The organism is Janthinobacterium sp. 61, assembly GCF_002846335.1.
Lineage (GTDB): Bacteria > Pseudomonadota > Gammaproteobacteria > Burkholderiales > Burkholderiaceae_D > Janthinobacterium.
The window spans coordinates 1,013,213-1,038,495 of the sequence record NZ_PJMQ01000001.1 but is presented as its reverse complement, the minus strand read 5'-3'; the positions used below and the strand labels follow the sequence as shown (position 1 = coordinate 1,038,495).

Genomic DNA, 25,283 nt, shown 5'->3' with positions numbered 1-25,283 from the left:
TCACAATCGCCTCTGGTTAAGGAGCGCTACCGCCCGATATCCAAATATTACATGCAACACACATGTGATGCAACTCCTATTTCATGCAACAAACAAGGGATGTTCCTATTTGTACGACCCATTAGAGCTTTCCTCGCACCTCTAAGTTCCCAAGCTTGAATGAACTAAGTCGATACATGCGAGTGTACTGACAGTTACTTGGGAATCTTCACGGTTACTTGATAACTCGCCGAATAGAGGTTTAACCGCATATTTGCTACTTGTATTTCGCCCGAAGTTCCTCCAGAGTCATCTTCCGGCCCTTGAGGTTCATCAGGTCGTTCAGCGTGATCTTACCTGCCTCGTACATCTCGGCGCGGCCTGGTCCAAGGTACTCCGCCCGCCAGGCCTTATCCTTGCTGGCCAGGAAGTCCTTAAAGTTCATCTTGCTGCTGACCGCCCCGCCGTCACTGGGGCGCGTACTATCGCCCGGTTCATCCAGTTCGATGTCCAGGTCCTTGAAAGACTTCGTGCGCGTGCTGAGCACGCATCGGCAGCTGAAATGGATAGCACCAGGGCCGCCCGCCCACTCGTGCGTGTGGTTGATTGGCTCCTGGCCGTCAAGCGAATACTCGTGCAGGTCGCGCATAGCGCACAACAGGCATGTGTGCGAATCCAGCGTGGACAGCCAGACCAGGCATTCGATCAGGTCCGCGTTCGCCTGGAAGCTAGCCAGGCGCGCGGCGTTGGACACGGCCTGCACTGAACTGTGCACCAGCGCGCGCGCATTTGCGGCTGACGTTTTCAGGATACCCTGCTCGCCCGCCGCAACAGGATCCGGCGCGGAGCCAGGCGGCTTGGCGGCTGGATCAGCTGGCGGCACACCCGGCTTCGTTGCGGGCACGGCCGGCGGCGCCTTCGAGTCGGGCATTGGCGGCGTGGCGGGCAATGCCGGCTTGTTGACCAGCGAATCGGCCGCCCTGGCGCTCTTGCCCAGCACCCGCGACACGATCTGCGACGTTGTCTCGCCCTGCGCGGCACCGAGCCGCACTTGGCTGGCGAAGCGGAATTGTGTATCAAGTGCCTGGCGCTTCCACCAGTCCGCCGACGGCGCGCCTTTGATCAGCGTATCGCCGACCAGCTTTTCGAGGTATGCGGCTGGCGCCAGCTTGGCGCCCAGCTCGATCTTGAGCGCCTGCGTCAGCACTTTGGCCGTGTAATCGGCCTCGATGCGTACCATGCCGGCCAAGTTACGGGTTATTTCCGCCTGCATGCCGGTGTAGTGCGACGAAATCACGGCATTCGACTCGCGCAGCAGTGCGCCCAGGCGCTGCTTGCCGTAGGTCGATATCTCGCCTTCGTTCAGCTTGGCCGTCAATTCCTTCGACATGGCGGCCATCAGCAGCAGGATCTTCTCTTGCGCGCCGGATGAAAAGCGCAGCAGGTTCAGCGAATGCACGAGGAACATCTCGGCAATCCACTCTTCGAGCGCACCCATTTATGCTCCCATCAGGTCTGGCAAAGCCGACTGGATGCGCTCTTGCTCCGCCTCCCAGTCCAGATCCGGCGACAGGATGCCGCGGCGCTGCAGCTCGTTGAAGTAGGTTTCGCCCGAGATTTTCCCCCCGGCGGCACTCTTGAACAGCAGCTCAGCACTGGCCTCGGCGAGTGATGCGGCGCCGAAGTCTTTGAAAATGGTGATGTGACCGCCTTCGCCCTCCCCCACCCATTCAGCCATGAACTGCAGCGCCTGGTCACCGGCGTCCTCGACGTTGCCCGCGATCTTCTGCAATGCGCACGCGCCCTGTTCGTTGTCGGCCAGGGTCTGGCTCTCGGTCACGTTGCCTGGCTTGATCACCAGCAGCTCGGCGCCAGCCTGGCGCATCCGGTCTTCCAGATCGAGGATGGACAGACGGCCGGCTTCGATGGCCTTGCCGCCGTGCTCCACAAATTTCAGGTCACCTTCTGGCGATTCGGACTTGACCGCGCTGCCGGCGCCGACCGTGATGCCGCCCTCGCCCAGCATCTTGGCAAACAGGATCGGCACGCGCGCGACGTGCAGGATGTTCTGCTGGTCGCTCTTGCTCTGCCAATGCTCGACGTTGCTGTGCGCCAGCTCGAGCAGTGGCGGCGTGGCCTGCATGTATCCCAGGCGCTTGCCATAGACGGGCACGAAGGGGATGATTTTCAGGCTGGTGACGCCCTCTTCGTACAACGCCCACTCCTTCTTGCTGCCGGTCTCGCTCTGGCGCCAGGTCTGCCAGGTGCCGCGCCCGAGGACGCGCACCTGCTCGATTTCCTTGGTGTCAAAGTCGCCATTCGGCTCGGACACGCTTTCCAGTAGCCGCAACTGGGTCAGCCCATCAAGGCTGGTCGCATTCTTCGGCAACCAGCCCAGCACGTTCTGCACATGCACCTGGACGAAGTACGGGCGCACGCCGGCGGCCTGCTCGTCGGCCTTCGTGACCAGGTTGCCCGCCTTGGGGAAGTCGATCAGGATGCCAGCGAAGCCGTAGCCCATGGCCTCCTGTGTGATCTCCGACAGGAAGCTGTGCAGGTCGCGGCCGGAGAGGTCGACATTTTGCAACCAAGGCTTGAGCCGTTCCGGCACGTCCTCGCCCAGCGTCACCGGCTTGCTGAATGGCTTGGCCGAGAGCACATCGATGGTGCGGGCATAGGCCGGGAACAGCGTGGCCACGGCCAGGCGCAGATCATAGCTTCCAGCGTCCTCGCCAGGCCACTGCGGCAAATACTTCTTGCCAGCGGCCCGCATGGTCTTCGTGCCGCCCAGCAGCGCGGCGATCAGCGCGCAATCCTCGTTCAGCTTTGCGGCTTCGGCTGATTGTGTGCGTACATCGGTCATGGAAATCCTTGTTGTTACATGCGCAGCGGCGCAGTGGTCGTCGTGCTCTTCACGATCGGGTAGCGCTTCACGAGGAAGTAGCCGTTCGCATCATTCGGGTGGTCATGCCCAGATTTCTTGTCCGGCTGGCCGTCGGCGCCCCACACCTGCTGCTCCAGCGCCTCGGTGGTGGTCGGGCACTGGTCAGTGTTGATCTTCCAGCGGCGCTCGCCCTGGGCGTTCAGGATCATCCCGTTATAGGCGTTGACCCGGTCCTTGACCGCTGGGTTTGAGTGGTTCACCTCGAGCAGGAAGCCCGCCTGGCGCAAAATGGACAGGTCGGACTCGCTGGCGTTCTTGCTACTGGTGTTCTGGCCGGACGCATCCGGGAAAATCTTCACCTGGTGGCCTTTGTCCTTGAAGTCTTCCTTCAAGAGCTTGGCCATGGCCGGTGTATCCCTCACTTGCACGCGCTCGGCCAGCGTGCGCGGCAGCCCTTCCCGGACCACGTTGATGCAGGCAGTCATGTTCTGCACGTTGAAATCGAGGCCTACCATCAGCGGCTCACCGGGCAGGATGATCTCGTTCGTGTGGTTCAGCGCGCGGTCGAAATCGGCATACACGCTGCCGCTGGTCAGGTTGGTGAACTTGCCGCGCAGGTAGGCGTCGATCAACGCCGGCGGGTAGCTGGCCATCAGCGACGGGATGTAGTCGCCTGGCAGGTTCAGCTCGTTGTCGAACGTGCTTGCCTGGATCAGGCCGTACAGGCTGGCCAGCTCTGGCTTGTCCCGAATAGCCTTCACAAACTGCTGATAGACGAACTTGAAGCCCTCGGGCGTCGTCGTCACATCGATGCCGTTCATCAAGCCCGGCACGTTGTAGCGCATGCGGGCGATGATCTTGCGCCAGGCCATCTGCGCCCTTTTCAGCGGCATCACATCCAGCTCATCGATCAGCGCGTGGCCGATCTTGAAGCCGACGATGGTTTCCGGCTTCTCCATCGAGCGGCAAATGACCGTGCCGCGACAGCGCCGGCCCTCATATACCTCGACTTCGTGGTCGCCCTGCTTCACCTTGATGCGCAGGCCCATCGCATAGGCCACCTCCTCCATCGTGGGATAGAAGATGTCGCGGATTTGCGGATAGGTCGGCGCGAAGTAGCCCTGGTTGATGCCCGGCCACTCCCAAAAGTGGGCGCAGATTCCGGCGCAGCCCACAAACGTTTTGCCCGAGCCGAACCCGGCCACGTAGGCCTTGAACTTGTGCGGCAGCTGCAGGAAGCTCGATTGCGGGACGTTCAGGTCAAACTGGATTGTCGTCATGGCGCTTGGCGTCTTTCACGCCGAAGGTGATGGCGACAGGTGTGGGCGCCTGGTCGGTCGGCTCGGCCTTGCCCTTGTTCACGTAGATGTCGCCCACTTCCTTGGCGGCCTGCTCGTAGAGGCTGGCCACCAGCGGCAAGTTGCGCATGTTCTCGGCCTTCTGCGCCAGGCGGCCCAGGCCACGCAAGCGAAACGCCTTGCTGGCGATCGGGATTTCCTCGGCCGTGGCGCGAAACTTGGCCCGGGTATCTTCGAAGATCACCCTCCACTTCTGGCTGAGGTTGCGGCCGACGAAAGTGTTCGGGTCATACAGCGACACCTGCTGGCGCGGCACGTCGAGGCCAAATTCTTCCTTTACTGCAATCGAAACCTGCGTCGGCGAGTCGAAACAGGCCAGCGCGTTGACGATGTACAGCTTCACCTCGTCCTTGAGTGCGGCCATGTTTTAGTTTCCTGTAAAGCAACGTAAAGCCTACGCGGCCTTCAGCAGACACGTTCCGCACGCCCTCGCTATGTTGATTTTCGCCACTTCTGGCGCTGTCTTTGCTGCGTCAATGATCCGTTGCACGTCCTCGCTGGCGCCGTAGCGCCGGACCACGCCGACGAACTCTTCGACGTCATGTGCGCGCATGCACAGCTTCGGCAGTCCGTACTTGTTGAAGGCCGGCGCACCGAAGTCATCCATCTCCTGGGCGATGTGATAAAGCTCGTGCTCGAGCAGCGCGCAGAATTCGGCGTCGCTGCAGGTCAGGCAATACGGGGCGTCCAAGGTGATGAGGAAATCTGGTACCGCGCCGAACCAGTCGGCCATCTGCTGTTGCTGGCGGCCCTTCTGCCACGGTCCACAGCGGAACGTCACTTCTTCGCACTGGCCCAGCACGGTGCGGCCGGCCTTCACGAACCCTACTGGCGCCCACAGGAACTGCACGTCGGCATATTCCAGGTGGGCGTGGTCTTCGTTGTAGAGCGCGCCGCCTTCGGTGAGGATGGTTGCGCGCGCCCACTTGAGTACCTCGGGCGCGGACACGTACCGATTGTTCAACGGGTCGGCGAATTCGGGCGGCGGCATCGGGCGCGCCGACGTGGGCACTGCGGAATTGTGGCTTTTCTTCATTCCGACCTACTAGATGTAGTGTTTGACAGTAATTCTGGCGGTCTCAGCCCGGTGATTTTTGACACTTTCGTCCGCCACCTACTATATGTAGCGTCTCAAGTGCTTTCGACACTCAAGATGACAGGTGGCATCGTCGCGCCAAGCACCCACAGCGCGATGGCCCCGCCAGCATCCAGCACGGCCAGCTCCTCGACGCTCGGGCGCCAGTACGACACGACTGCCAGCAGATCACCAACGTGCGTGTGGGTGATTGGCAGCGCGCTGCAGGGCAACTCGCCTTGGTCCCAGCCCGCTGGTGCACCGAGAACGCCGTTGTTCGAAGGGTGCTGAATTTTATTCATAAAATATTTGTACGAAGCATGATCGAAATCAACGCCTGGATATTTCAACGACGTACGATTTCTATTTTGCGAAAAGAAATTTATGAACTCGCGCACCCACCACAAAGGCACACCCACCGCCCCATTGAGCTCTCGGCCTGACGCGGCGGCTGAGGAAATAATTAATACTGCCGTGCGCATGGTGATGGACGTCGGCTTGGCCGCTGCAGAGGAATATCTGCGCGGTCAAGGCGTGAGCAAGAGAACTGCCTTGCGAGTGCTGAGCCATAATTCGCTGGTACGTCGAAAGCAACGCTAGAACATTTCTGTCTGCATATCACCGCCCGCCCCCAGCAGGCGCCGCAGTGCATCGCGGCTGGAGTCCTCTGGGGCATTGCTACGTCGGTGACTGCGCCCGTTTCTTCAAGCTCTGCCACTGGAGCGCGCTGGCAGGTCGCAGTTATCGCTCTCGGGAGCCTCGCGAGTAAATTCATGCCCTACCTACTCGGGGACCTGCGTCATATGCAACCTCAAATAAAAAGCCGCTGGCGCAAATGCGGGCAGCGGCAAAAGCCTGGCGTTGGCCGGGCGGGCGTAGAGGGGTTGGTCTTTCATCTTGCGCCCCAAATGAAAAAGTCACCTTACTGGTCTAAGTTGCCAAAACCTCAAACCACGGATACAATTTCCAGAAGGCAACAATCGCTAATTTCTGATGGCCGCGCCGATTAACGAAATTCAACTTAGGAATCAAAGATGAAAGCAAAAATCCTTCTCGCGCTCCTAGCCTCTTTTGTAGCGACGCAATCCAGCGCTGCTGGTCCCATGCGTGTCTTCGTGAGCTCCAAAATTTCCCAAGTCAACGGCTGCAACAGTAGAGTCGACGGAATCAATGAGAACTTCATTAACAGCTTGGCGCGCGAAGCCTTAATCAAGAAAGGATACGTAATCGCCAACACCAAGCAGGAGGCGACCGACGGTCTGCGAGTACAGTTTGACGTGAAATTGTGCGGTGTAAGTTTTGGCGCGCATGTTAATTACACCTCATCTATGGGTATGTATGCGATCAGCGCCGGGTCTTCAGTAGCAGCCACAGATATAAAAGAGCTACCATTTTCCTACTCAAGCGCTTTCGCATTCGCGTCTGGCGATTCAACCAGAAATCAAGCATCGCGATTGGCTGAGTACATCAAGCCTCAGATTCACGAACACATCAATTCCTCTTTCTAAAACCATCAGCAGACATTTCAGGCTTCAGCGGCGGTTCCAGGGAGCGCGTTGCGCGTCCATGTAGTCGCGGATCGGCTGCTTTGTCGGCTTAGTCGTCTGCGTCATGGTCGCCTCGCTTAAAAGCGCAAATGGTCGAGGTGCCGGACCCGCTCAGCGCTAAACGCTGGAAGGAATTTGACCCGTGTATTGCCGCCGGCGGCCAAGGGTTGCGACCCCTACGATCCGCAGTCATTTGCATTCGATTACCGGTTACAGCGTCCGGCGCCGAATAGCCGCGGTTACAACGCGCGTCGGCTGGGTGCTGCTTATCCTGCTCGTGGTTGTAGGCTGATTGATGCGCTAAGGCCTCGCCAGTGCCAAACTACCCGCTGCGCCGATGGCTAAATGCGCGGTAAGTCGCCTTCACATTACGCCGCGTGGCGCTATGGTGGAATTCTTCGCTACTTCATGGCGCACCTCCTTTTCAGGTCTGCGGCGGCATGATCGCGCGCGCATCCGGCCAGTTCAGTTTCGTTCGTCGCGCTCGGCCTGCGCCTGACGCTCAGCGACAATCAGAGCCCAGCCCAGCTCGCAGCGTACCTCTTCTCGTGTGGGCAAAGGTTCGGGCGCCAGCGTACGGCGCGCCAGGTAGTCGTGAGCCAAGCGGCGTGGTGTTTGTGTGGTTTCAGACATGGCGGCCTCGAAAGTGGGCCCGCAATAGAAAAAGCCCGCATGAGCGGGCTTAGGTGTTTGCTCCCACGGCCATAGTGCGTGGTGAGCAGCAAATTCAAGGCGAGCAGGTCCGGCGCTGGGTCCGGGTACTGTCGCGAGTTCCAGCTATCGGTGGCGCGGTGCGCACATTACGATTTCCGGAAGAATTTTCTTGAACTGAGGATTGAAGTATACCGCAGAAATACTGTTTGTAAACACAGGAGTAAAGAAAACCTGCACTACATGTCTCCGCCGCGTAACAATCCACCCGCCCGGCCAGAATGACTGTCGTGAATGGAGCTCAATTCGCTGACCATGTCCTTGACGCGCTCCAGTTCGAGGCCCGCCACGCCATATACTGCTCCCACTCCGGTTCCCTTGCAGCTCGTGCAGATGCCATTTCCCAGCAGCACCTTGACGCCGGTGCCGCCGCAGCCCCTGCACTTGCCGTCCAGCCAATGAGCCAGCGACTTCTCGGCCACGCGGCGATACAGCGCTTGCGCCGCTGCCGCATCCCAAGCTGTATTTTCCGGCACCCAACGACGGGACCGTCCGCGCTTGATCACCTCGACAGTCCAGATGCGCAGCAGTTGCACCAGGTTCTGCTGGCTGCCCTCGAACATACGGTTAAGCGTGCCATCGGCATACTTCACGCGGCACAGCAGCGCACCGATGTCACCTGCCAACGCGGCAGCGACCAGTGGGTCGGTCTTATGGTGCAGCGCATCGTCCATCAGGTTGCTCGATCCGATTGACGCAACATATCTTTCAGCAAATCCCATCCTTTACTCCTTTCCGAATTCAACAATCGTAACATGCAATTCCACCAGCATGGCTGTGGAAAGCCTCCGCATCAACATCAGTGCAAGCTAAAAGCTGCTCACTTTTGAGAAAGCAAGAACCTTCAGTAAGTACACGGCACAGGATTCGCACACTCGGGGCCGAACTGATATGTGGACAGATTCTCGAAAGTTGTTGATGCAAATCACACATCGTTTCAATAGTAAAGTAACTTTGATATCCGGCAATAAGAAAGTTCGGGAACGTCATTTGGCGCTGGAAAATATTATCGGCGATGATGTCGCCAGACCGCCACTTAAAGAAAAAAATACTTTATTGCTCGTACGCAACGATAGCCAAGGAATCCCATAATAGTGAAATACTTTAGCAATTGGCTCATTCCGGGGGGACTTCACAATATTGACAGCCTGCCTTCGTAATAATGGTGTCGAAATAAGCCTCTTCATTTTGTAGTGCAGCTCGAGCAACGCCTTCACGAAACCCTGCATCTATAAGCACTAGATACGCAAACTCCAGCCCATGAATTTTTTTCAAATGAACTCCGGCGGAAATTAGCCGTAACGTTCTTTCAGTGGCGTTATCAAACATAGCACCCTCCCTGTTTCAGAAGAATACGACAGGTGAAGATCAAGGTATTGATCGTGATCAAGCCAGTGCCAAAGACTCACCCTACTTGACACCTATCATGTAGGACTTGCATGCGGCGCTAACCTGCTTTACACGCTCAGGTTAAATCAATACACATGCTGATTAACAGCGTCCAAGCTGACTATTCCATCGATGCCGCACAATTTTTGATGTGAAAACGTATCACATTCGTAAGAAATTCTATTCGTTGCCTGGCTGCGGTAAATGCTCTCATCTTCCCCTTTGGCCTCCCTGCGCACCCATCTTACATGGCCCCCATCCTCTCCAAAAAAACATTTGTAGGTATTCCCCTGCACAAAATATCAAAAACACACTACAGTCAACTACCGTCCCTAATAATATACTGAATTATGAAAAATTCACTACAACATAGCAATAGAAATACTTTCTAGGAAGGAATATTACTATGGATGAGACATTCTCCACACTACGTTTCTCAGGGGAAATTAATTTCCCCTCATCCACCACTTGTTCGAAGTGCAGTTCGAAGAGTAGGTGTTTTCCGAGCAGTTTGAATGAGCGACTCATTAGCCAATTCGATAGATTGATTGGCAAACGTCATTCGGTAGAACGAAACACGATGCTCTTTCGAGTTGGAGACCCGTTTAGTAATCTGCACATTATCCACTGTGGTCAGTTCATGACTTTTCAGGATGACGCTAGAGGAAAACAAAACGTTGTTGGCTTTCATATGGTCGGCGAAATCCTCGGACTGGGGGCGATTAATACTGGCTTTCAGGATAGCAATGCGCTGGCTCTTGAAGATAGCGACGTATGTGAAATACCTTTTCTTAAGCTGCAAGAACTTTGTGCGGAAGCCCCGAATCTACAACAACACTTCCATAGGATACTTAGCAAGGAAATTACTCGCGAAAGAGATAAAAAACGGATGATGAGTGCCAGAGCGGAACAACGCTTAGCTACTTTCCTACTTGATCTGTCGCTGCGTTATGAGGAAAGAGGATTCTCCAACATACAGTTCCAATTGCTCATGTCTCGCGAGCTAATAGGTAGTTACGTGGGGCTAACCATGGAAAGCATCAGCCGTCTGATGTCAAAATTCAAGAAGAATGGCTGGATTACCATCGAGGGTAAAAATATTCGCATCTGCAACTACGAAGCGATCAAGGCACTAGCAAACGACAATGACCTAGATATACCGGCCAACGAAACACCTTCTGAATTCAATATCAGGCACATTCACACGCCGCAATCAACAAGGACTATTTTTCACAGATAAACTTGCCAATTTCGGTGCACAGCTATTGCCCGCGCGTAAATGGAACCTCTCATATATAACGAGGTTCGAACAGCCCAGGTGACCAAGAGCCATACTGAAGTCCGCTATCGAGCACGCTCCAGGTGATGCGTGGCCGCCTTGACGATTGCGGCGCGCGCCGCCGCATCCTTGTCCGGATAGAACCGGTACCACTCCAGGAAGCCGGCGGCATCGACGCCCGCCGACATCGGTATCAGCCGGATGTCGAACTGCGCGAGCAGCGGCCCGGCTGCAGCCCAGTCGCCCATCCAGTCCGGCACCAGCGCCTGGCCACGGCTTTCGGCGGCGCCCGCTGACGGCGTTCCGACCAGGGCGCCACCCACTTCGATCAGTTTGGACCAGCCCAGCAGCTCGGCCAGGCGTTTGTTTGCTGCGATTTTGTTTTCTTGATTTTTCATTTAAAGCCTTTTAAGCCATTTTTTCTGATGGGTACGTCACTTCGTAGCAGCCATGACCCTTGCGCAGTGCGGCGGTGCCTCTGGCAAATCCTGAGCGGCATTCGCGCTTGCCTGGCCGGGTGCATTTGTGCCGCCAGCCAGGTAAAGCTGCACACGCTCGGCGGTCGACCGCTTGAACTCTTCGTCCGCCAGACGCTGCTGCTCGACACGTTCCAAGCGCGCCGCTTCCTTTGCGGCCGCGCCGTCGGCAATCATTTTTTTGATCGCAGCGAGTTGCGCACGCGCGGCATCGTCCGGCGTCTGGTCCTGCTTGCCCTGCAGCAGGCCCGCCACGGCCGGTGCCGGCAGTAGCCCAGCCCTCACCGCATTGCCCAGCACCTCGATGTGGCGCGCCTTGTCCCATCCCACGGATGCCAGCCACTCGGCCGGACGCCGATCCAGGCGCGCAGCGGCAACGATGCGCTCGTATGCCTCCAGAAACGGCTTGCGTGCGCTGATGGCGCCGCTGGAGTCGAGCACCGGCCGGCAAATGCGGAAAGCCTCGGCGATTTCGGTCGTCCAGACCACGCTGGCCATTTCGTCCTTGCCGATCAGCGCGATTGCCCATGCTTCCTCGGCGCCTGGGCGGCCGTCCATGAGCTTGCAACGCTTGGCTATGCCAGCCGGTACCGGCGCAAATTCGCCATTCTCGTCACGGTAGGCCTGCATGGCAGCCGCCACCGTGCACAGCGGATAGGGCTCAAGGTTTGCCAGCCAGGCGCGGGCCATGGCAGGCTCCGGGAGCGGCTTGCCGTAGGCGGCCAGCGTTTCGGCCAGCAGCTGCATGAAGCGCGGGGTATCGGCGGCGTTCATGCGGGCACCATTTCGATGATGTCGCCGGCTGGCGCAGCAGTCCCCATCAGCTCGCGCATCACGCGGGCATTCGTCTGCTCGATCGACTCGTTGCCGGCGCTGGCGCGGGCCTGGCCAGCATCGTTGCGGATGAAGCGGTCGATGTGGTCGGCATCGCGCAGGATCAGGTCCAGGCCGTTGTATTTCGTGTTCCGGTCGTTCTGCCCCATGTTGTGCGGCGTCTTCGAGCAACCACGGATGGCTTTGCAGATATCAGCCGGCGAGTAGCCCTTGAGCGCCTTAACGATCAGCCGCTTGCGCTTGTCGTCCAGAACCGACTTGGGCGAGTCCATGACTTTTTGCCAGAACGCGAAGATCGTCGTCACGGGGTCGAGCTGGGTTTGCTCGACAAGAGTCTCCTTCCCTTCCTGTTCCCCTTCCCTTCCTTTCCCTTCCTTTCCCTTCCCTTCCACTTGAGCATGCTTAAGGGGCGTGGCTGTCGCGTCATCCACGCGTGCCGCACGCGTCGAAGTCATTGATATATATAAGGATTCGTCCGGTGCAGGCAATTCTGAGTCAGATTCACGGTTATTTATGACTTGGTGCTTGGAAAATGTCGGAATAAAGCCGAAAAACTCACCTTCGACCTCATATTTCACTACAAATCCACGCGTCATCAACGCGTCAAGCACGCGTGAAAAATCGAGCTCGTCGTATGGCAGAATGTCGAGCTTTAGCGCGCGCGGGCGCCACTTAAAGCGCCCTTCTTTGTCGCAGCAGGTGAACAGGCCCATAAAGGCCGTGCGAATAGGCAGGCCAGTCTCCTTTTCCAGGTCGAACAGATCCTCGTGCTTAAACAGCTCCGGTTTTACAGTACGAATGCGGCCCATCAGCGAGCCTCCTGTGCGCGCGCCGCGCCGAACAGCGCAGCCACGAGCGGATCGCCCACGGCGCCAGCCTTGCGGATCCAGTACTTGCTGCGCCAGCGTGCCTTCATCGAGTCCCAGCGGCCGTCCTGCTTGGCCTTGGCCTCGAAGCGCAGGCGAATCTGGCGCTTGGACAGGTGCTGCAGCTCGCACGGCGCGTCTGGCAGGTCGCCGACGGCATACACGGCCATGGCGGCGCCGGCGCGCGGATGCGGCTTCCAACTGGCGATGTAAATCTTGCGCCCGGCATGCGGCAGGCGCACCCACCGCAGCACGGCCGCCTGGCTTACACCAGACTTGATGACGATCTCGGCTTTGGTGCCGGGCATGGCGCCCAGCACGAATTCACTGAAATTTGCGCGCGTCACTTTGCATTCTCCTCGTCCATCAGTTCCATATCGAACAACGTGGGCATGCTGACTTCGCGCTCCATCGCCTGGCAGTAGTGCACCTGGTCAGCGAAATATGCCGGGTTCAGCTCGCTGCCGCGGCCCTGGCGGCCCAGCTTCATTGCACGCACCGGCACGGTACCCAGGCCGCAGAACGGGTCATAGATCACCTCGCCCGGGTTGCTGTAACGGCCGATCAGGCGGTCCACGATGTCGATCTGGAACGGGCAAACGTGCTTTTCGACCGCGCGCGCCGACTGCTCGCCGTTCAGGGTGCGCATGCGCACGATGTCGTGCCACACGGCCGGATCGGCGCTGCCAGGCGCCAGGCTGAGGTAATCCGCAGGCAGTGCCTTGCCGGCCAGCAGCGCCTCGCTCACCTCGACGTGATATTCGTAGTTGTAGACATTCTCCAGCGACATGCTGGTGAACAGCTTCGCCAATTTGCCCGGGCCAATGCTGGCCAGCTCGGCCGCGCCCAGTAGGCGATCGCCGCTCGAGCGCCAGAACGCATGCGCGTCGACCTGCCAGCGCGCGACGCTGTAGCCGGTACCAGGAATGGGGGCGGCCTTGCGGTCAAAAGGGATCCGGTCGCCGGCATCGTCCAGGCACATCGGCTTGGCCTTGATCACGGGCGTATCGGCATAGCCACGGCTGCGGTCCGTCTGCGGCTTGTGGAACAGCAGGATGTATTCCGGCGAGCCGACGCCCATCTTCGTGCCGTCCTTGCATACCTCGGAATAGCCCAGCCGGTAGGTCTGGTTGTTTTCGCGCACCACATCGGTCACGACGGTGATCATGCCCATGTAGTCGAAACCGTGCTTGATGCCATGGAACAGCGCTTCGGCGTGGAATGGGCTGACCGTCGGGATGCCGGCGCCGGTCACGTTGCCGAAGTTGATGCGGTCCTTGACGTGGCAGGCGTAAATGCGGCCCGGCTGCAGGATGCGCAGCAGCTCGGGCGTGAGGAAATCCATCTGCGCCCAGAAGTGATCGTTGTCCTGGGTGTGGCCAAAGTCGTTGTAGCTGGGCGTGTATTCGTAATGGTTGGCGAATGGAACGCTGGTGATGATCATGCCGACCGAGTTTTCCTGCTGCTGCATGGCTTCGAGCACGCAGTCGTTATTGGCTACCAAGAAGCGCTCGCCGGCCACCACGGCGCGCTCGACGCCAATGGTGCGCGCCAGCGAGTCCTGCATGGATAGCTGGTCCAGGCCATAGGCGCGGATGATCTGTCCCATCTTGGCCTGCATTTCGTCGTGGCGGCGCCATTTCTCCATCAGGTCGGCCAGCACCTTGCGCTCGACCTCCGTATGGATGATGTCGATGCGTACCGCATGCTGCTGCTGGAAACGCTGGACGCGGTGAATGGCTTGGATGAAATCGTTAAACTTGAACCCAATGCCTGCGAAAATCTCACGGTGACAGTGCACTTGGAAGTTGCAGCCGCTGCCGGCGATGATCGGCTTTGTCGACAAATCCTTGATCTTGCCGTCGCTGAAGTCGGCGATGCGCTGCTCGCGCTGATCCAGGTCCTGCGTGCCCCAAACGCTGACAACGCCGGGCACGGCCGCCTGGATGGCGTGGCGCTCGTCCTCCAGATCGTGCCAGATCAGGAAATGATCATCAGGATCCGCAGCCATGATCTCGGCCACCTTGGCCACGCGCGCGGCCATACTATCGCGCTTCTCGCCTGCGGCCGCCGACAGGCCCATGGCAACGTTAGGAATCAACAGGCCCTGCCCATTCTTCTCGGCGCCGGCCGTGCTGTAGTTGCTCGGCACCTCGTGAAAGCGCACGTCCAGCGTCGGCAGGTCGTAGCCGTCGTCCGAATGGCCCAGGTCGCTCGGGCGCTGGATGAAGACCGCCCAGCTGCCCACCCACAGCCAGAATTCCTGTTCCTTATGCGGATACAGCGTCAGGTTGCCTGCCTTCTCGCTGTCCCGCTGGAAAAAGCGCGTCAGGGCCTGGCCCGTGTCCATCACGCCCAGGAAGCCGGCATAGTGGATCAGTTCCTTGAAGCGGTTCGGCGACGGCGTGGCCGTGTAGACGAATTTGAACTCGACCTGCTCGAACAGCGGCAGGAATTCTTGATAGGTCTTGCTGCCGTAGCTGCGCAGCACGCTGGCCTCGTCCAGGCCGACGGCGCGGAACTTGCGCACGTCGATCTTGCCCTCGCGCACCGATTCGTAGTTCGTCAGGTAGACGACGTCCTGGCCGTCGATCTCGGCGTCCGTGCGGATGAACCGCACCTGCACTTCGTATTCGCCGGTGAAGCGCTTGGCGGCCTCGCGGATGAACTCCTGGCGCACGCCCAGCGGCAGCACGATCAGGCGCAGGCCTGGCCGGTGGATACCGATCTGGCGCATCACCTCCAGGTTGGTGCTGGTCTTGTGCAGGCCGAACGAGGCGAAGATGGCGCGCTGGCCGCCGGCCAGGGCCCAGCGCACGATGTCGCGGGTGTGCGGTTTGAGGCCAGGATGGATGTCGGCCAGCGGGACGTCGAAGCCCTTGCGCTGCGCCAACTTGATCTTGGCACGAAGGAATTCGCTGTACGCGGCTTCTTTCAGGTGTTTTTGCTCTTGCGGGCTAAAGGCGCTCATGGGTGCTCCAATGTAGGTTGTGTGGTGGCAGGCGCTGCTGCAGCGTCCCGCTGTGCAAATAAGAGCTGCGCGCACTCATCCATCAGCTCGGCCTGCGAGCCGTAGCGCGCTTCGAAGCGCGCCTTCCATGGATGAACTGCGATCATGGTTTTGTCTTCGCCGGTGCCGTCCTGGTGGTGACCTGCGCAAAGTGGCAGCACGAGCTGGTGGCAGCCAGGCTTCGTGCGGCCGTCGACGTGATGGATGCTGACGTGCGTATTGAAATTGCCGTCTTTCTTGCAGGCGACGCAGCCCAGCGCGGCCAGGCGGGACCACAGCAGCTTTTCGGCGGCCGTGACGGTGCGCTCTTTCGATTTCAATTCGGCCTTGCGCGTCTTCGCCGTGCGCTGGTGCGACTGCACGGAGAGCATGCCGGTGTTGGCAGCCGGCGAGGTGTGCTTGAGCTTCGACACTTCGCGCGCCTCGATCCACTCGCCGCGTGCGAAGCCCGCGCGCTTCATCGGGGATGCACCGGACTTCATGGGTGATCGGCGCATCATGATAATATTGCCTTAAAGCACAATTTATTTATCAAAGGATTTTTATGAAACGATTGGGTGTGGTACTTTGCGTTGCTTACGCTGGTTACATGGCAATTTCGGTTCAAGCTATGTTTTCCCGGCAAAAATTGATGGGTGACTGTTCGGACGCGGCGGTCGCATTGCTTAATTCGCCGGAAGATCGGGCGCTGAATACTCGGCTCGAGCACCAATGTGCAAAAATTCAATCGCAGGCATCGAAGGATGAGCGACTTCTCGATGCAATAATGCGGTGACGGCAAGGCTGTCATAATTCTGCCTCCGAAAATAGGCGCGGCTGTACAGCGCCGTTGGCGTAGACCGTATCCATGATGGTCGTGGCGATCGGTGAGGCGCGCTTGCCGGGCCATTTGTCGTTGGTTATATTCTTCATCATTCGCAAAGTCCGTAAGCAGAGCTGCACGCCGTTGGCTCGTCCAACGCTGTGAGCAGCGAAAATTGTTTGCCGCCGCGGCTCGTCTTCGACCACTCGACCACCGATTCGATGGTTGAAGCTTGGCCGGCATGCGCCTTGGTACCCATATGAAAGAAGGACACGGGCGAGCGCGGCCGGCACACTTCCGATACCAGAGCCTCCCATTCGGCGATTCGGGCGATGTGCTCAGGGAACCGGCGCGACACCTCGTGCAACTCCCCTTTACTGCAATTGATGCAAGGCATGCAGCCGACGCGCGACATGCCTTGCTTGTAGAGCGGATTTGGCTCGATGCCAGCCAAGCGATGGGCCTCGAACACGTCACCGACGTTCCAGCGCAAGATGGGCCGGTAGGTGAACAGGCCGCCGCCCACCACCTCAAAGTGCTTGACGCATGCGCCAGTACCTTGCAGCCGCTCGCGACGTGATTGGCTTTCATCGATACGGACGCCCTGCCAAGACCAGATCGCATCGCATTCACGATCGATCAAATTCATGGCGAACTCCGTCAAGGGCTTGGTTTTGAGATATTCCGTGCAAAACTGCCGTTTGCGCGATGGGAAGCCACCTCGCACCATGCAAAGGTCCAGGTACGGGTTTCCAGTCGGATGAAGTAGTTCAAGGGCACGTTGGGCGGCTTTTGCCGTCCAGTGGTACATGAACTTGCGTTTTCCATAAACGGCGGACTCCGGCTCGCCAGCTGCGATGCGTGCCAAGTTGGCGCGTTTGGTAGCGAACTCGTCAGCGAAGTCGGCTCGCACCACGTCGACCTTGATGCCCAGGGCCGCCGGCAAGTAGTCCAGCGCATATTCCAGCGTGCTCTCGTGCTCGTTGCCCGTATCGGCCATGACGAAGCGGCATGCGGCCGTACGGTGCTGTTCTAGGGCAAGAATGGCGGTAGCCGTGCTGTCCTTGCCGCCCGAAAGTGAAATCAAGTGGATCAGGCTCATGATAAAATTGCCTTTTGACAAGGAAATTTATGCTGACTTGGCTGACGTGGTTCAGATGGGCGACCCTTATTATTATTTTGAGCATAACCGGCTACTATGGCTATCGAACAACTCCTTGGTCCGTCGTGGATGTGACCGTTACCGCATATTGGGTGCAGGCGATTGGGACTATTATTGCAATATTGGTATCTTTCCACCTGATGCGCAAGCAAAGTGCAGCTGCAGTCAAGCTTGTTGCAGACACTGATATAAGGACGATGCAACGCCGGGCTCAAGCCGTTTCGGCAGTAATAGACAGGGCCTATCAGAAGTTGTGCATGTGCATTGACAATGCTAGGAAAGCAGCTGAGAAGCAGGACGATATAAGCATTAGAGCGGTGTGCACAACTTCTCGGGTTGTTTTGAATCACAGCAGGGTGACGCTCGAACAGATTCCAGCACATGAGTTGGGCTCCTATACTTTGGTTCAGGGTTTGCATCTGGTTATTGACGCTATCTCTATGTTCGAGCGAATGGCGGAAAGCTGGCAACGCCAACCTCAAGGCACCTTGACCCCTCAAGACATTTTGAAAGAGGTCCCGGATCTCGCCAAAATGGCTAAGGAAGCTAAAGAAACGGTTATGGCTGGGTTGGTCGACATAGGGGTAACCTGATTTTTTAGATATTCGCGGGGACTCGATGCTCATGCCACCCTCGCAATCTCGCGCTCATGCGCGAAGTTGGCGCGCATAGCAGCATCAATCCGGCGACCGAGCCAGGCCACGTTCGACACGGCCCAGCTGTTGCCGATAGCCTTGTAGCGCGGGCCGTCAGCTGCTGCGCGCGCAACCTGGTCGCGTGTCATCACGCCGCCGCGCATCAGGTACTTAATCCAGTCCCGATCAAGCTTTTCCGGGTGGATGGCGCGGCCGAAGGGTATAAGGGTGTAGTCGTCGGGCATATCCTGCAGGCGCTCACATTCGCGGGGCGTGAGGCGGCGGACTGCCATGCCCGCCAGCACCATAGGCGTGCCTTGGCCAGCCTTGCCGCCGCCGGTCGACAGCGCGCCGGTGCGCCTGCCGTCGCCGCCTTCCAGGCGGATTTCGGCGCGGCTGTTCTCGGCGAAGGCAGCCACAATCGGCTGCCCACGCCCGGTGCCATCCTCACTGGCATCGAAGCCCTCGGCCTTGAGAGTGTGGGTGATATTGCCGGTGATGCAGACCGCCTGCGCTTGCGGGCTGGACGTGCCCAGAGCGCCGAATACGCTGGTACTGCTCACGCAGTCCTGGCGCGCGTCGAAGGCAATAGCCGGCGGACTGGCGGCGTTGGCATGACTACCGGCGTGGTTTCCAGCGCGTAGCGTCGGTGACAGGTCGTAGCAGGCGTCGCCGCCGTAGTCCTTGCTGCTGAAGGCGATGGGCGCTACAGCAACACCATGCTGCGCCCCGTTGTCCAGCGTGTACATTGGCGCGTCGGCATCGCCGATACCCAGGCCGTTCTGATCCTTGCCGCGCGTAGCGTTTTGGATCGGATAGGCTGCCTGCTGCACCAGGAATGTCTCGCTTTCAAAATCCAGGTGCGGGCCAGCATGTGCGCGACAAGCGGTGGCAACGTGGATTTCACCGGCAAGATTGTTGCCGCCAAATGCCATGGGGATCAGCATGCCGGACTCTGCATCCTGCTGCGTGGCGCTGCCAGCTGCCTTGCCGTTCGCCTGGAGCGTGCCAGCGATTAGCATGTCAAGGCCATCTCCGCGCGGACGCTCGACACTGTGCACCTCCGGAGCAGCTACGGAAGCACCGAAAGCAAGGTCGCCCCCGTCGCTCTGTCGTGTTCCGCCAGTATCCTCGGTACTGACTGGCTGCAACCCGAGGCCACATTCGTCTTGCACTCCGCCACGGCGCGCAGCGCTCGCTCTAACTGTGCCGGCAATGTCTTGTGGCGATTCTCGGCTCGGCGGAGAATCCCGGCGCACGCCGTCGAACTCAAAAAGTACCTGTGCGGGATCGAACCCTTCTCCAGCACTTGCGATAATGAACACACGACGGCGTCGTTGGGCCACTCCGAAATATTGGGCGTCGAGGATCCGCCACGCGACTGTTCGCGCGGGGCCATACACACAACCAGCGTTCGTCCATTTGCCCCCTGCCGGTTCGATTGGATCATCTTCGCCGGAAAGGCCAGCAAGGAAGCAGCCGAAGGCATTGTCTTTTGTGGAGAGTACGCCAGGAACGTTTTCCCAGAAGACAACGGTTGGAAGAAGTCCAGCTGCAGCGCGTCGTGCGTCAATTTCATCTGCAATCTCACAAAAAACAAGGGAAAGGTTGCCGCGTTCGTCGTCGAGTGAATTGCGCAGGCCCGCAATCGAGAACGCTTGGCATGGCGTGCCGCCGCAAAACACGTCCGGCGCCGGCACGAACCTGTCACGGACCAGAGCAGCAACCTTGGTCATGTCGCCCAGGTTCGGCACGTCCGGATAGTGATGCGCCAGCACGGCACAGGGGAAAGGCTCGATCTCAGCTAACCAAGCAGCGCGCCAGCCGAGCGGGGTCCAGGCGACGCTGGCAGCCTCAAGGCCGCTGCATACGGAGCCGAAAGTAATGGGCATGGCCATATTGAAGGAATCACGCTTCATGCTAAGATTCCTTTCTCAACTGGGAGATCCTGATGCGCGAAAGTTACAAATACCGCGGTTGTGACATCGAAGTCTCCGCCCAGCAACTCAGCACTCGGGGTAACTCGGGGAAATTCACGGGAAGTTTTATAATTTCGAGAGCTCCGCTTGCCAAGGTTCAGACGGCATCCGGAATCCGCAACGAGTTGCGGCCTCCAGAAACAGAGAAGGAGGCCCGTGAGCATGCATTGAAGATCGCAAAGGACTGGATCGACGATCAATGGTTCGCCGACAACATTTGAAGATTGCATTTTCAGCATCGCACCACCTCTGCTGCAGGTGCGCCAAACATCGCAGCCACCAAAGGATCACGGCTATGCTCTCCCCGCGGCCAGTTGCTGCTACGTTTGCGGTATAGGTCAAATTCAGCCTGATCGTCCAGATCGGGCATGCCGTACAGGGCGCGAACGTGCGCAGCTGCTGGCTCAATCAGCACCAGCTGGCCGGCTTTGACCAGCTTGGCCAGGCGCTTGCGGACGGTTTCGCGGTGCAGGGTCAGATCAAGAGCGATATCGCCGATGGTTGCGGCGCCGCAGCGCTTGACTGTGGCCAGGATTTCGGCAGCGCGGTCGGCGTTGGCGGAATTGCGGATGGTAGCTACGCCAACAGGCGGGCGCGCGCGATTGTCAGCTTGGCCAGTCACAATGCCACCTCCGCCAGCACGGAATCGCGCCATTTCACTTGCTGGATGGGCGTGCCGCTGGAATGCGCCTTGCCGGTATCGAGCACCACGGCATGCGCGCGCCCTTTCGCCGTCGGCACCCAGTGGCCGGCGATCTGCTCTTGCAGGCCAGCCTGGGCCAGCAGCTGGTTGAAGTCCTTGGCGCTTTTGACGAAGCGGCGGCCCATTTCTGTAGGCGTGAAACAGATTTCTTGCTCGGGCGTGGCCAGGTGCGTGCGCTCCATTAGCTGCAGCATGTTGACTCCGGTCAGGGCGGCCGTGCCCTGGTTCGCGCTGATGGCAGCGGCATTCTTGTCGAGGCCGATCAGGCGCGCAATACCGAAGATGGCGCGGAATTCCTTGGCGGGCGAGATTGCGCTGGGCTTCGGTGCGGCGGCCGGCGTGGCCAACTGCTTCGCCTCAAGTTCCTGCCAACGATCGATGATCTTGGCGCGCAGCTCGGCGCTATAGCCGGAAACGACCACCATCGTGTCGCGGAACGACAGGAGGAACTCGCTATACGTTTGGCTGTTCTGCGGGTGCTTGTATGGGGTCTCGTTTCCAGAAACGACACCCTCGGCGAGCAAGCGGCGAATGGTTTTCAGCACCGCATCATGCGTGCTGCCAGTCAATTCCGCGATTTCACGACTGGTCATGGTCGGATGTTGTTGTACAATTGGCGTCATAAATTCTTTCCGGGATTTATTGCGTTTCAAGGAAGCCCGCCTGCAAGCGGGCTTTTTTCATTTCTGGCCTTGCAGTTCCTGCAGCATTGCTTCGTAGTGCTGACGCGTTCGGACATGGCCGGGGTCGACCGCCAGTTCACGCTCGACGTGCTCTTGATGCTGGGCGCCCTGCTCGGCCTGCGTCGGCGCGCCACCTTCCGGCTGCTTGGTCGTCCAGGTCAAGCCGCCACCTCGGCGCGCGCGATGCGCTTGAGCTCGCCGATGGACACGTCGAACACCTCGTGCATGCGGATCAACAGCGAGGCGCCGATAGGCAGGCGGCCATGGCGAATCTTGGAAATCACTGGTGGCGCCACTTCCAGCGCGCGAGCCAGAGCTGCGTCGTTCTTCGGGCCCTTGGCCAGCAGCAAGTCGAGCAATTCGTTGTTGCCGTGGGCGTCGTCCAGTGAGCGGTACGGCTTGATTGCAGTTGTTTGCGTCATGTCATATTCCTAATTGATGGTGATTAAAGTGGCCGATTCCGGCCATGCGATGCTGTAGCTGTTGGGTGCGGGTTCGTTATGGCGGCTCGCGCCGCGGCACCTCGTATTTCTTCGCCACCCTGTCGGTGGCATCGCGCCATTTCTGGCGCGCTTCCTTGTGCGCGGCCTTCGCCGCGATCTCGCCCTCCCCGTCCTTGGCGCCCTGCAGGTCTTTCTCGGCCTGGCGGTAAATCATCGAACGCTGGAAGATCAGCTCCTTCTCCTCGGCTGTGACCTCGGCATGTTTATTCAATAGCTGCCTCCATGCCGTTAAACCCGCATCCGCACGACGCGTGGGACGACGCCGAAGCACGGGCGCGGTGCCGGCACAATCTGGGCCCTGTTATTTATTAATTTGGGCCTAGCTCCGCTGGAAAACGGCGGCGTATCATTCCGTTTCGGCCTGGCGTCCAGGTGATTGCGGATGATTACGATGGTGCATTCGTTCAGCACGTCGCTGACGCTCTTGCGCATCGCAGTGCACGCGGCTTGCAAGGCATCCTTGTTGTCGTCCGTGATGTAGCCCTTTACGAGTGCGGTGCGTTTTTGCTTCTGTTTCATGGTTTTCTCCTGGTGGTCGGTGTTACAGGGTTTGGGTGCAGCGAAATGCAGGTCGTGCTTGGTGCTGTTTTACGGTGGGCGCTCGCTTGAGGGCGATGCGCACTCCTCGAACGGCACAACAGGCGGCAACTGTTGCGTTTCAAGCAGCGGGACGTGCACGAAGTCATCTGCCGGCCGAGGCGGGGAAATTGGGATCAGGGGCATCATGGCTTCGCTCCTGCGTCAATGCCGACTGCAGTGCGCGCAGGTACGGTGTCAAAGATGGCGTTGGTGGTGGGCGGCTGGCGGACGGCGTGGCCCGGGTCGACAGCAACCAGTTCGGGCCAGATCTTGTGCCAGTCTTCTGGGCGCAGGTCTTTGCGGGAAACCTCGCCTCCTGTAGCGCGTTCGATCTCGACGCAGCGCTCAGGAGGAACTGGCCGCAGCGCATTCGCCCATTGGCTAATAAGCACTGGGGTGATGCCGATCTTGTCGGCTAAGTCGCGCTGGGATCCGCGACCTTTGACGTATTCGATGAGTTTCATGACCTCACTATAGCAATTTGCTTTTACTCTGGCAATAGCAATTTGCATATTCCTATATAAAGCGTTTTGCTATTAAATGTCCCTATGGCTACATCTAAAGAAATCCGCATCGAAAATCTCCGAACGCTCGTCAAAGAATTCAGGACAGCGGACGCCGTGGCGCAACGCGCAGCCACAGCCCCCATGTATCTCAGTCAAATATTGAATAGTGCGAAGTCATCCACCGGCACCGCGCGCGGAGTGGGCGATAAGTTGGCTCGCAAGCTGGAAGCCGGCTGCGGCAAACCGGAGGGTTGGATGGATGCTAACCACGGCAGCGACCAGATTGAGGATGTCCCTCAAGATCACGGCGATCCCGTGTCTACCTCCCCTGCCCACCCTCTATTGCCAGGCGCCCGCCGCGTTACGGTAGGCGAATCCAGCCCTGCGACGATTCCCATCAAACTCGTCACAATGCACCTGCAGGCCGGGATCATGGGATTTGAAGTGGAGCAAGACTTTGAAGATGGCGGCACATTAGATGTACCATTGCAGTGGGTCGAGGAAAATGATTATGTCCCGCACTGTCTGATTGCAGTCAAAGTGCGAGGTGATAGCATGCAACCCCTGCTGTACCAGGGCGATATCGCCGTGGTAAATATCGCCGATAATAAAAAAATAAGTGGAGGCGTCTACGCCATTAATTTCAATGGCGAGTCCGTCATTAAGCGCCTAAAATATGAGGGGCGCGAGTGGTACATGACCTCCGAAAATGGCGACCCGCAATACGCGAGAAGGCTTTGCCGTGGAGGTGATTGCATTATTGTTGGGCGCATAGTGCGGTTCGAGGCGCGCAATTTCAAGGATCGACTATAGAAATGTGGTTGTTATTCATTAAGTCTACGATTGGGATTCAGGTGAGAAAAACTTTTAGCGCATTAGCACTGGCATCCGTTATTATCGGCTGCGCAAGTCCGAATATCGAACCGGGTGGACCTATAGCTGTGCAGCGCACCACACTTGAGCAACATACAATCAACCTTAAACCCGGAGTCTTTAGCGTTGAAAATAGCCCCTCACTGGATCAAGTAATAACCACGGAGTTGGGAAATACATTGATATCGCGACGTTATTCGCTATCTACTCAAGCGATAAAATTACCAAATGACCTGACTCATGAAACGCGCAATAACGGTGTGCTAGTTCGCTTAGATATTCCATCTGGGACACTAAGAAAAATCGGCGAAGATCTAAATGGCTCATTTTTTGCCTCTGAGAATGCCTACAGAACCCTGCCAACAGTCAATTCCCGTGAGAAAAGTCGAGCAGGAATTTTCGTTCCGAAGAATGCGTCCGAAGCGGTACTGGTATTTTGGTCGCCAAGAACACAAACCCATGCCTTTGTTGACAAACCTACGATGCCCATAATTTTTGAAAAAGTATCAGATATGGTCGAAATCTCCCCTGACAATCAGAAGAAAGAATTGATCTACACCGGAGTGTCCAAAAACGTGATTTCTCTCGTTTATCGAGAGTATCAAAATGACCTTGCTCGACCCGCGTTTAGTCAGGACCTAAAGTACGATCTGGGAGAAGGGCGCGTTATCGGCTTTAAGGGGGCCAGATTTGAAGTGCTCAAGGCAACTAATTTGGGCCTTACTTTTAAGACTCTAAAGCATCTTGATTAGGCCATCAGCCAGCCGCGCGCGGGTTTTTTTATGCCGGGCACCAGCAGCGCACCATGCGATGGGCTGGCTGGTTAGGTGCTGACACGCAGTCAGTCCTCGATTTCCAGCTTAAGCATGTAGTTCGCCAATCCACGCCCGTGTTACCTTTCGTGATAATTCAACTTATCAATTTCACTACAATGATGTGCGCCCTATTGCTTCCCTGCTGTGGGCGCATCCATTTACTACGAAAGGTAAGAATGAAATTTCAAGGAGCTTTAATTAAAGAGCAGAATGTAACCTTTGCCATCGTTGTCGTTAAACCGAGCGCTATGCAAAGTCAGATCGCGGCACAGGACGCAATGAGAGCTTTCCAACCATATTTCCCAGGCGCGCCAATTGTTCTGGCGTCGCAAGATTCCCGCGGCAGATTCCAGTATCAGGGTCGAAAAGATCTGGTGCAATTCCTTGCAAACGTGGACCCATCGCGGATTCCTTGGATGGAGTACACGGCATCATAATCATGTCAAGATGACTGCCATCATCAGCATTCAATAGCTCTGCAACCTCCCCGCCAGTCGGGGATTTTTTTTGTCCCATCGGGACCAAATTATTTTCCACTATGTTTTCCGCTCTAAAAGGTACTCAAAAATCGTTAACTTGCTCTTGAAGTTAGCTCTTGACCTTGGTCTTCAAGGTCCAGAGCACTGCGTTTTTTT

Annotated in this window: 32 protein-coding genes and 1 pseudogene; 8 read left to right on the top strand and 25 right to left on the bottom strand. The window is 57.9% G+C overall.

What is annotated here, in order from left to right:
- Positions 1-256: 256 nt before the first annotated feature.
- The 6 genes from CLU92_RS04870 to CLU92_RS28120 form a co-directional block, all read right to left on the bottom strand.
- Positions 257-1,477 carry a hypothetical protein gene (locus tag CLU92_RS04870; RefSeq protein ID WP_101480960.1) on the bottom strand — a complete coding sequence of 407 codons (1,221 nt, stop codon included), beginning with the start codon at positions 1,475-1,477 and terminating at the stop codon, positions 257-259.
- Positions 1,478-2,842 (bottom strand): DUF4055 domain-containing protein, encoded by a 1,365-nt coding sequence (locus CLU92_RS04865; RefSeq protein ID WP_101480959.1) that lies wholly within the window; start codon positions 2,840-2,842, stop codon positions 1,478-1,480. It abuts the gene before it with no gap.
- A 14-nt stretch (positions 2,843-2,856) separates the two neighbouring features.
- A complete protein-coding gene (locus CLU92_RS04860) occupies positions 2,857-4,143 on the bottom strand; it encodes a terminase large subunit domain-containing protein (protein WP_101480958.1) in 1,287 nt (428 codons plus the stop codon).
- Positions 4,124-4,585, bottom strand: coding sequence for a DUF2280 domain-containing protein (locus CLU92_RS04855; protein ID WP_101480957.1), 462 nt, complete (start codon positions 4,583-4,585; stop codon positions 4,124-4,126). Before CLU92_RS04855 ends, CLU92_RS04860 begins: the two co-directional genes overlap by 20 nt.
- A gap of 30 nt (positions 4,586-4,615) precedes the next feature.
- The gene (locus tag CLU92_RS04850) at positions 4,616-5,257 is read right to left on the bottom strand and encodes a putative metallopeptidase (RefSeq protein WP_373917427.1); all 642 of its coding nucleotides are present in this window, start codon (positions 5,255-5,257) and stop codon (positions 4,616-4,618) included.
- A gap of 95 nt (positions 5,258-5,352) precedes the next feature.
- On the bottom strand, positions 5,353-5,778 hold the full coding sequence (locus CLU92_RS28120) for a hypothetical protein (protein WP_257560978.1): 426 nt from the start codon (positions 5,776-5,778) through the stop codon (positions 5,353-5,355).
- Between the two features lie 552 nt (positions 5,779-6,330).
- Between CLU92_RS28120 and CLU92_RS04840 the strand changes: the two genes are divergently transcribed.
- Entirely contained in the window at positions 6,331-6,804 is a 474-nt protein-coding gene (locus CLU92_RS04840) for a hypothetical protein (protein WP_101480956.1), read from the top strand.
- Positions 6,805-7,308: 504 nt separating this feature from the next.
- Here the strand turns inward: CLU92_RS04840 and CLU92_RS27695 are convergent.
- Together CLU92_RS27695 and CLU92_RS04835 are read right to left on the bottom strand one after the other, a co-directional pair.
- Entirely contained in the window at positions 7,309-7,476 is a 168-nt protein-coding gene (locus CLU92_RS27695; RefSeq protein ID WP_180338431.1) for a hypothetical protein, read from the bottom strand.
- A 257-nt stretch (positions 7,477-7,733) separates the two neighbouring features.
- Positions 7,734-8,276 (bottom strand): hypothetical protein, encoded by a 543-nt coding sequence (locus tag CLU92_RS04835; protein ID WP_101480955.1) that lies wholly within the window; start codon positions 8,274-8,276, stop codon positions 7,734-7,736.
- A gap of 196 nt (positions 8,277-8,472) precedes the next feature.
- On the opposite strand from CLU92_RS04835, the gene CLU92_RS27690 reads away from it, so the two are divergent.
- A complete protein-coding gene (locus CLU92_RS27690; protein WP_180338430.1) occupies positions 8,473-8,646 on the top strand; it encodes a hypothetical protein in 174 nt (57 codons plus the stop codon).
- Positions 8,647-8,670: 24 nt separating this feature from the next.
- Here the strand turns inward: CLU92_RS27690 and CLU92_RS27365 are convergent, their stop codons facing one another.
- Positions 8,671-8,883 carry a hypothetical protein gene (locus tag CLU92_RS27365; protein WP_143452533.1) on the bottom strand — a complete coding sequence of 71 codons (213 nt, stop codon included), beginning with the start codon at positions 8,881-8,883 and terminating at the stop codon, positions 8,671-8,673.
- Positions 8,884-9,349: 466 nt separating this feature from the next.
- Here CLU92_RS27365 and CLU92_RS04830 point away from each other — a divergent pair, with 466 nt between their 5' ends.
- Positions 9,350-10,183: a helix-turn-helix domain-containing protein gene (locus CLU92_RS04830; protein WP_101480954.1), complete on the top strand. Its 834-nt coding sequence runs from the start codon at positions 9,350-9,352 to the stop codon at positions 10,181-10,183.
- A 104-nt stretch (positions 10,184-10,287) separates the two neighbouring features.
- On the opposite strand, the gene CLU92_RS04825 is transcribed toward CLU92_RS04830, so the two are convergent.
- Genes CLU92_RS04825 through CLU92_RS04800 form a run of 6 tightly spaced genes read right to left on the bottom strand, consistent with a single transcriptional unit; the run spans position 10,288 to position 15,908 of the window.
- Positions 10,288-10,620: a hypothetical protein gene (locus CLU92_RS04825; protein ID WP_101480953.1), complete on the bottom strand. Its 333-nt coding sequence runs from the start codon at positions 10,618-10,620 to the stop codon at positions 10,288-10,290.
- Positions 10,621-10,656: 36 nt separating this feature from the next.
- Positions 10,657-11,472, bottom strand: coding sequence for a hypothetical protein (locus CLU92_RS04820; RefSeq protein WP_101480952.1), 816 nt, complete (start codon positions 11,470-11,472; stop codon positions 10,657-10,659).
- Positions 11,469-12,341: a hypothetical protein gene (locus tag CLU92_RS04815; RefSeq protein WP_101480951.1), complete on the bottom strand. Its 873-nt coding sequence runs from the start codon at positions 12,339-12,341 to the stop codon at positions 11,469-11,471. Before CLU92_RS04815 ends, CLU92_RS04820 begins: the two co-directional genes overlap by 4 nt.
- Complete coding sequence (locus CLU92_RS04810) at positions 12,341-12,745, bottom strand: hypothetical protein (protein WP_101480950.1); 405 nt, start codon at positions 12,743-12,745, stop codon at positions 12,341-12,343. Before CLU92_RS04810 ends, CLU92_RS04815 begins: the two co-directional genes overlap by 1 nt.
- Positions 12,742-15,369, bottom strand: a complete 2,628-nt coding sequence (locus tag CLU92_RS04805; RefSeq protein WP_101480949.1) for a DNA methyltransferase — start codon at positions 15,367-15,369, stop codon at positions 12,742-12,744. The genes CLU92_RS04810 and CLU92_RS04805 overlap by 4 nt, the downstream gene beginning before the upstream one ends.
- Complete coding sequence (locus tag CLU92_RS04800) at positions 15,366-15,908, bottom strand: Ref family recombination enhancement nuclease (protein WP_218973445.1); 543 nt, start codon at positions 15,906-15,908, stop codon at positions 15,366-15,368. Before CLU92_RS04800 ends, CLU92_RS04805 begins: the two co-directional genes overlap by 4 nt.
- A gap of 44 nt (positions 15,909-15,952) precedes the next feature.
- On the opposite strand from CLU92_RS04800, the gene CLU92_RS27685 reads away from it, so the two are divergent.
- A complete protein-coding gene (locus CLU92_RS27685; RefSeq protein WP_180338429.1) occupies positions 15,953-16,183 on the top strand; it encodes a hypothetical protein in 231 nt (76 codons plus the stop codon).
- Positions 16,184-16,194: 11 nt separating this feature from the next.
- Here CLU92_RS27685 and CLU92_RS28115 read toward each other — a convergent pair whose 3' ends face one another.
- Positions 16,195-16,323, bottom strand: a complete 129-nt coding sequence (locus CLU92_RS28115; protein WP_257560977.1) for a hypothetical protein — start codon at positions 16,321-16,323, stop codon at positions 16,195-16,197.
- A complete protein-coding gene (locus CLU92_RS04795; protein ID WP_101480948.1) occupies positions 16,320-17,312 on the bottom strand; it encodes a phosphoadenosine phosphosulfate reductase family protein in 993 nt (330 codons plus the stop codon). The genes CLU92_RS28115 and CLU92_RS04795 overlap by 4 nt, the downstream gene beginning before the upstream one ends.
- Positions 17,313-17,341: 29 nt before the next feature.
- On the opposite strand from CLU92_RS04795, the gene CLU92_RS04790 reads away from it, so the two are divergent.
- Positions 17,342-17,965 (top strand): hypothetical protein, encoded by a 624-nt coding sequence (locus tag CLU92_RS04790; RefSeq protein WP_101480947.1) that lies wholly within the window; start codon positions 17,342-17,344, stop codon positions 17,963-17,965.
- Between the two features lie 29 nt (positions 17,966-17,994).
- Here CLU92_RS04790 and CLU92_RS28110 read toward each other — a convergent pair whose 3' ends face one another.
- Positions 17,995-19,926 (bottom strand): DNA cytosine methyltransferase, encoded by a 1,932-nt coding sequence (locus CLU92_RS28110; protein WP_257560976.1) that lies wholly within the window; start codon positions 19,924-19,926, stop codon positions 17,995-17,997.
- Positions 19,927-19,958: 32 nt separating this feature from the next.
- Between CLU92_RS28110 and CLU92_RS04780 the strand changes: the two genes are divergently transcribed.
- Complete coding sequence (locus tag CLU92_RS04780) at positions 19,959-20,207, top strand: hypothetical protein (RefSeq protein WP_101480946.1); 249 nt, start codon at positions 19,959-19,961, stop codon at positions 20,205-20,207.
- A gap of 11 nt (positions 20,208-20,218) precedes the next feature.
- On the opposite strand, the gene CLU92_RS04775 is transcribed toward CLU92_RS04780, so the two are convergent.
- From CLU92_RS04775 to CLU92_RS04750, 7 genes and pseudogenes are all read right to left on the bottom strand, one after another.
- Positions 20,219-20,608 carry a hypothetical protein gene (locus CLU92_RS04775; RefSeq protein ID WP_101480945.1) on the bottom strand — a complete coding sequence of 130 codons (390 nt, stop codon included), beginning with the start codon at positions 20,606-20,608 and terminating at the stop codon, positions 20,219-20,221.
- On the bottom strand, positions 20,605-21,312 hold the full coding sequence (locus tag CLU92_RS27995) for a Rha family transcriptional regulator (RefSeq protein ID WP_218973444.1): 708 nt from the start codon (positions 21,310-21,312) through the stop codon (positions 20,605-20,607). Before CLU92_RS27995 ends, CLU92_RS04775 begins: the two co-directional genes overlap by 4 nt.
- 57 nt (positions 21,313-21,369) lie before the next feature.
- Positions 21,370-21,534: a hypothetical protein gene (locus tag CLU92_RS27680; protein WP_180338428.1), complete on the bottom strand. Its 165-nt coding sequence runs from the start codon at positions 21,532-21,534 to the stop codon at positions 21,370-21,372.
- Positions 21,535-21,554: 20 nt separating this feature from the next.
- Positions 21,555-21,794: pseudogene (locus tag CLU92_RS04765) on the bottom strand (helix-turn-helix domain-containing protein); the annotation flags it as partial.
- A 76-nt stretch (positions 21,795-21,870) separates the two neighbouring features.
- Positions 21,871-22,086: a hypothetical protein gene (locus tag CLU92_RS04760; protein WP_101480943.1), complete on the bottom strand. Its 216-nt coding sequence runs from the start codon at positions 22,084-22,086 to the stop codon at positions 21,871-21,873.
- Positions 22,087-22,103: 17 nt separating this feature from the next.
- Positions 22,104-22,394, bottom strand: a complete 291-nt coding sequence (locus CLU92_RS04755) for a hypothetical protein (RefSeq protein ID WP_101480942.1) — start codon at positions 22,392-22,394, stop codon at positions 22,104-22,106.
- A 203-nt stretch (positions 22,395-22,597) separates the two neighbouring features.
- The gene (locus tag CLU92_RS04750; protein WP_101484493.1) at positions 22,598-22,918 is read right to left on the bottom strand and encodes a Cro/CI family transcriptional regulator; all 321 of its coding nucleotides are present in this window, start codon (positions 22,916-22,918) and stop codon (positions 22,598-22,600) included.
- A gap of 84 nt (positions 22,919-23,002) precedes the next feature.
- Here CLU92_RS04750 and CLU92_RS04745 point away from each other — a divergent pair, with 84 nt between their 5' ends.
- Positions 23,003-23,773, top strand: coding sequence for a S24 family peptidase (locus tag CLU92_RS04745; RefSeq protein ID WP_101480941.1), 771 nt, complete (start codon positions 23,003-23,005; stop codon positions 23,771-23,773).
- Between the two features lie 2 nt (positions 23,774-23,775).
- A complete protein-coding gene (locus CLU92_RS27360; protein WP_143452532.1) occupies positions 23,776-24,585 on the top strand; it encodes a hypothetical protein in 810 nt (269 codons plus the stop codon).
- The last annotated feature ends 698 nt before the right edge of the window (positions 24,586-25,283 follow it).

Coding starts and splice junctions, on each gene's coding strand:
- CLU92_RS27360 (WP_143452532.1), top strand. CDS start 23,776: ATGTGGTTGTTATTCATTAAGTCTACGATTGGGATTCAGGTGAGAAAA.
- CLU92_RS04805 (WP_101480949.1), bottom strand. CDS start 15,369: ATGAGCGCCTTTAGCCCGCAAGAGCAAAAACACCTGAAAGAAGCCGCG.
- CLU92_RS04820 (WP_101480952.1), bottom strand. CDS start 11,472: ATGAACGCCGCCGATACCCCGCGCTTCATGCAGCTGCTGGCCGAAACG.
- CLU92_RS27695 (WP_180338431.1), bottom strand. CDS start 7,476: ATGTCTGAAACCACACAAACACCACGCCGCTTGGCTCACGACTACCTG.
- CLU92_RS28110 (WP_257560976.1), bottom strand. CDS start 19,926: ATGAAGCGTGATTCCTTCAATATGGCCATGCCCATTACTTTCGGCTCC.
- CLU92_RS04835 (WP_101480955.1), bottom strand. CDS start 8,276: ATGGGATTTGCTGAAAGATATGTTGCGTCAATCGGATCGAGCAACCTG.
- CLU92_RS04795 (WP_101480948.1), bottom strand. CDS start 17,312: ATGAGCCTGATCCACTTGATTTCACTTTCGGGCGGCAAGGACAGCACG.
- CLU92_RS27995 (WP_218973444.1), bottom strand. CDS start 21,312: ATGACGCCAATTGTACAACAACATCCGACCATGACCAGTCGTGAAATC.
- CLU92_RS27365 (WP_143452533.1), bottom strand. CDS start 8,883: ATGTTTGATAACGCCACTGAAAGAACGTTACGGCTAATTTCCGCCGGA.
- CLU92_RS04750 (WP_101484493.1), bottom strand. CDS start 22,918: ATGAAACTCATCGAATACGTCAAAGGTCGCGGATCCCAGCGCGACTTA.
- CLU92_RS04800 (WP_218973445.1), bottom strand. CDS start 15,908: ATGATGCGCCGATCACCCATGAAGTCCGGTGCATCCCCGATGAAGCGC.
- CLU92_RS04830 (WP_101480954.1), top strand. CDS start 9,350: ATGGATGAGACATTCTCCACACTACGTTTCTCAGGGGAAATTAATTTC.
- CLU92_RS04745 (WP_101480941.1), top strand. CDS start 23,003: ATGGCTACATCTAAAGAAATCCGCATCGAAAATCTCCGAACGCTCGTC.
- CLU92_RS04840 (WP_101480956.1), top strand. CDS start 6,331: ATGAAAGCAAAAATCCTTCTCGCGCTCCTAGCCTCTTTTGTAGCGACG.
- CLU92_RS04850 (WP_373917427.1), bottom strand. CDS start 5,257: ATGAAGAAAAGCCACAATTCCGCAGTGCCCACGTCGGCGCGCCCGATG.
- CLU92_RS04755 (WP_101480942.1), bottom strand. CDS start 22,394: ATGAAACAGAAGCAAAAACGCACCGCACTCGTAAAGGGCTACATCACG.
- CLU92_RS28120 (WP_257560978.1), bottom strand. CDS start 5,778: ATGCGCACGGCAGTATTAATTATTTCCTCAGCCGCCGCGTCAGGCCGA.
- CLU92_RS04790 (WP_101480947.1), top strand. CDS start 17,342: ATGCTGACTTGGCTGACGTGGTTCAGATGGGCGACCCTTATTATTATT.
- CLU92_RS04860 (WP_101480958.1), bottom strand. CDS start 4,143: ATGACGACAATCCAGTTTGACCTGAACGTCCCGCAATCGAGCTTCCTG.
- CLU92_RS04870 (WP_101480960.1), bottom strand. CDS start 1,477: ATGGGTGCGCTCGAAGAGTGGATTGCCGAGATGTTCCTCGTGCATTCG.
- CLU92_RS28115 (WP_257560977.1), bottom strand. CDS start 16,323: ATGATGAAGAATATAACCAACGACAAATGGCCCGGCAAGCGCGCCTCA.
- CLU92_RS04865 (WP_101480959.1), bottom strand. CDS start 2,842: ATGACCGATGTACGCACACAATCAGCCGAAGCCGCAAAGCTGAACGAG.
- CLU92_RS27690 (WP_180338430.1), top strand. CDS start 8,473: ATGCAAATCACACATCGTTTCAATAGTAAAGTAACTTTGATATCCGGC.
- CLU92_RS04825 (WP_101480953.1), bottom strand. CDS start 10,620: ATGAAAAATCAAGAAAACAAAATCGCAGCAAACAAACGCCTGGCCGAG.
- CLU92_RS04815 (WP_101480951.1), bottom strand. CDS start 12,341: ATGGGCCGCATTCGTACTGTAAAACCGGAGCTGTTTAAGCACGAGGAT.
- CLU92_RS27685 (WP_180338429.1), top strand. CDS start 15,953: ATGAAACGATTGGGTGTGGTACTTTGCGTTGCTTACGCTGGTTACATG.
- CLU92_RS04780 (WP_101480946.1), top strand. CDS start 19,959: ATGCGCGAAAGTTACAAATACCGCGGTTGTGACATCGAAGTCTCCGCC.
- CLU92_RS04855 (WP_101480957.1), bottom strand. CDS start 4,585: ATGGCCGCACTCAAGGACGAGGTGAAGCTGTACATCGTCAACGCGCTG.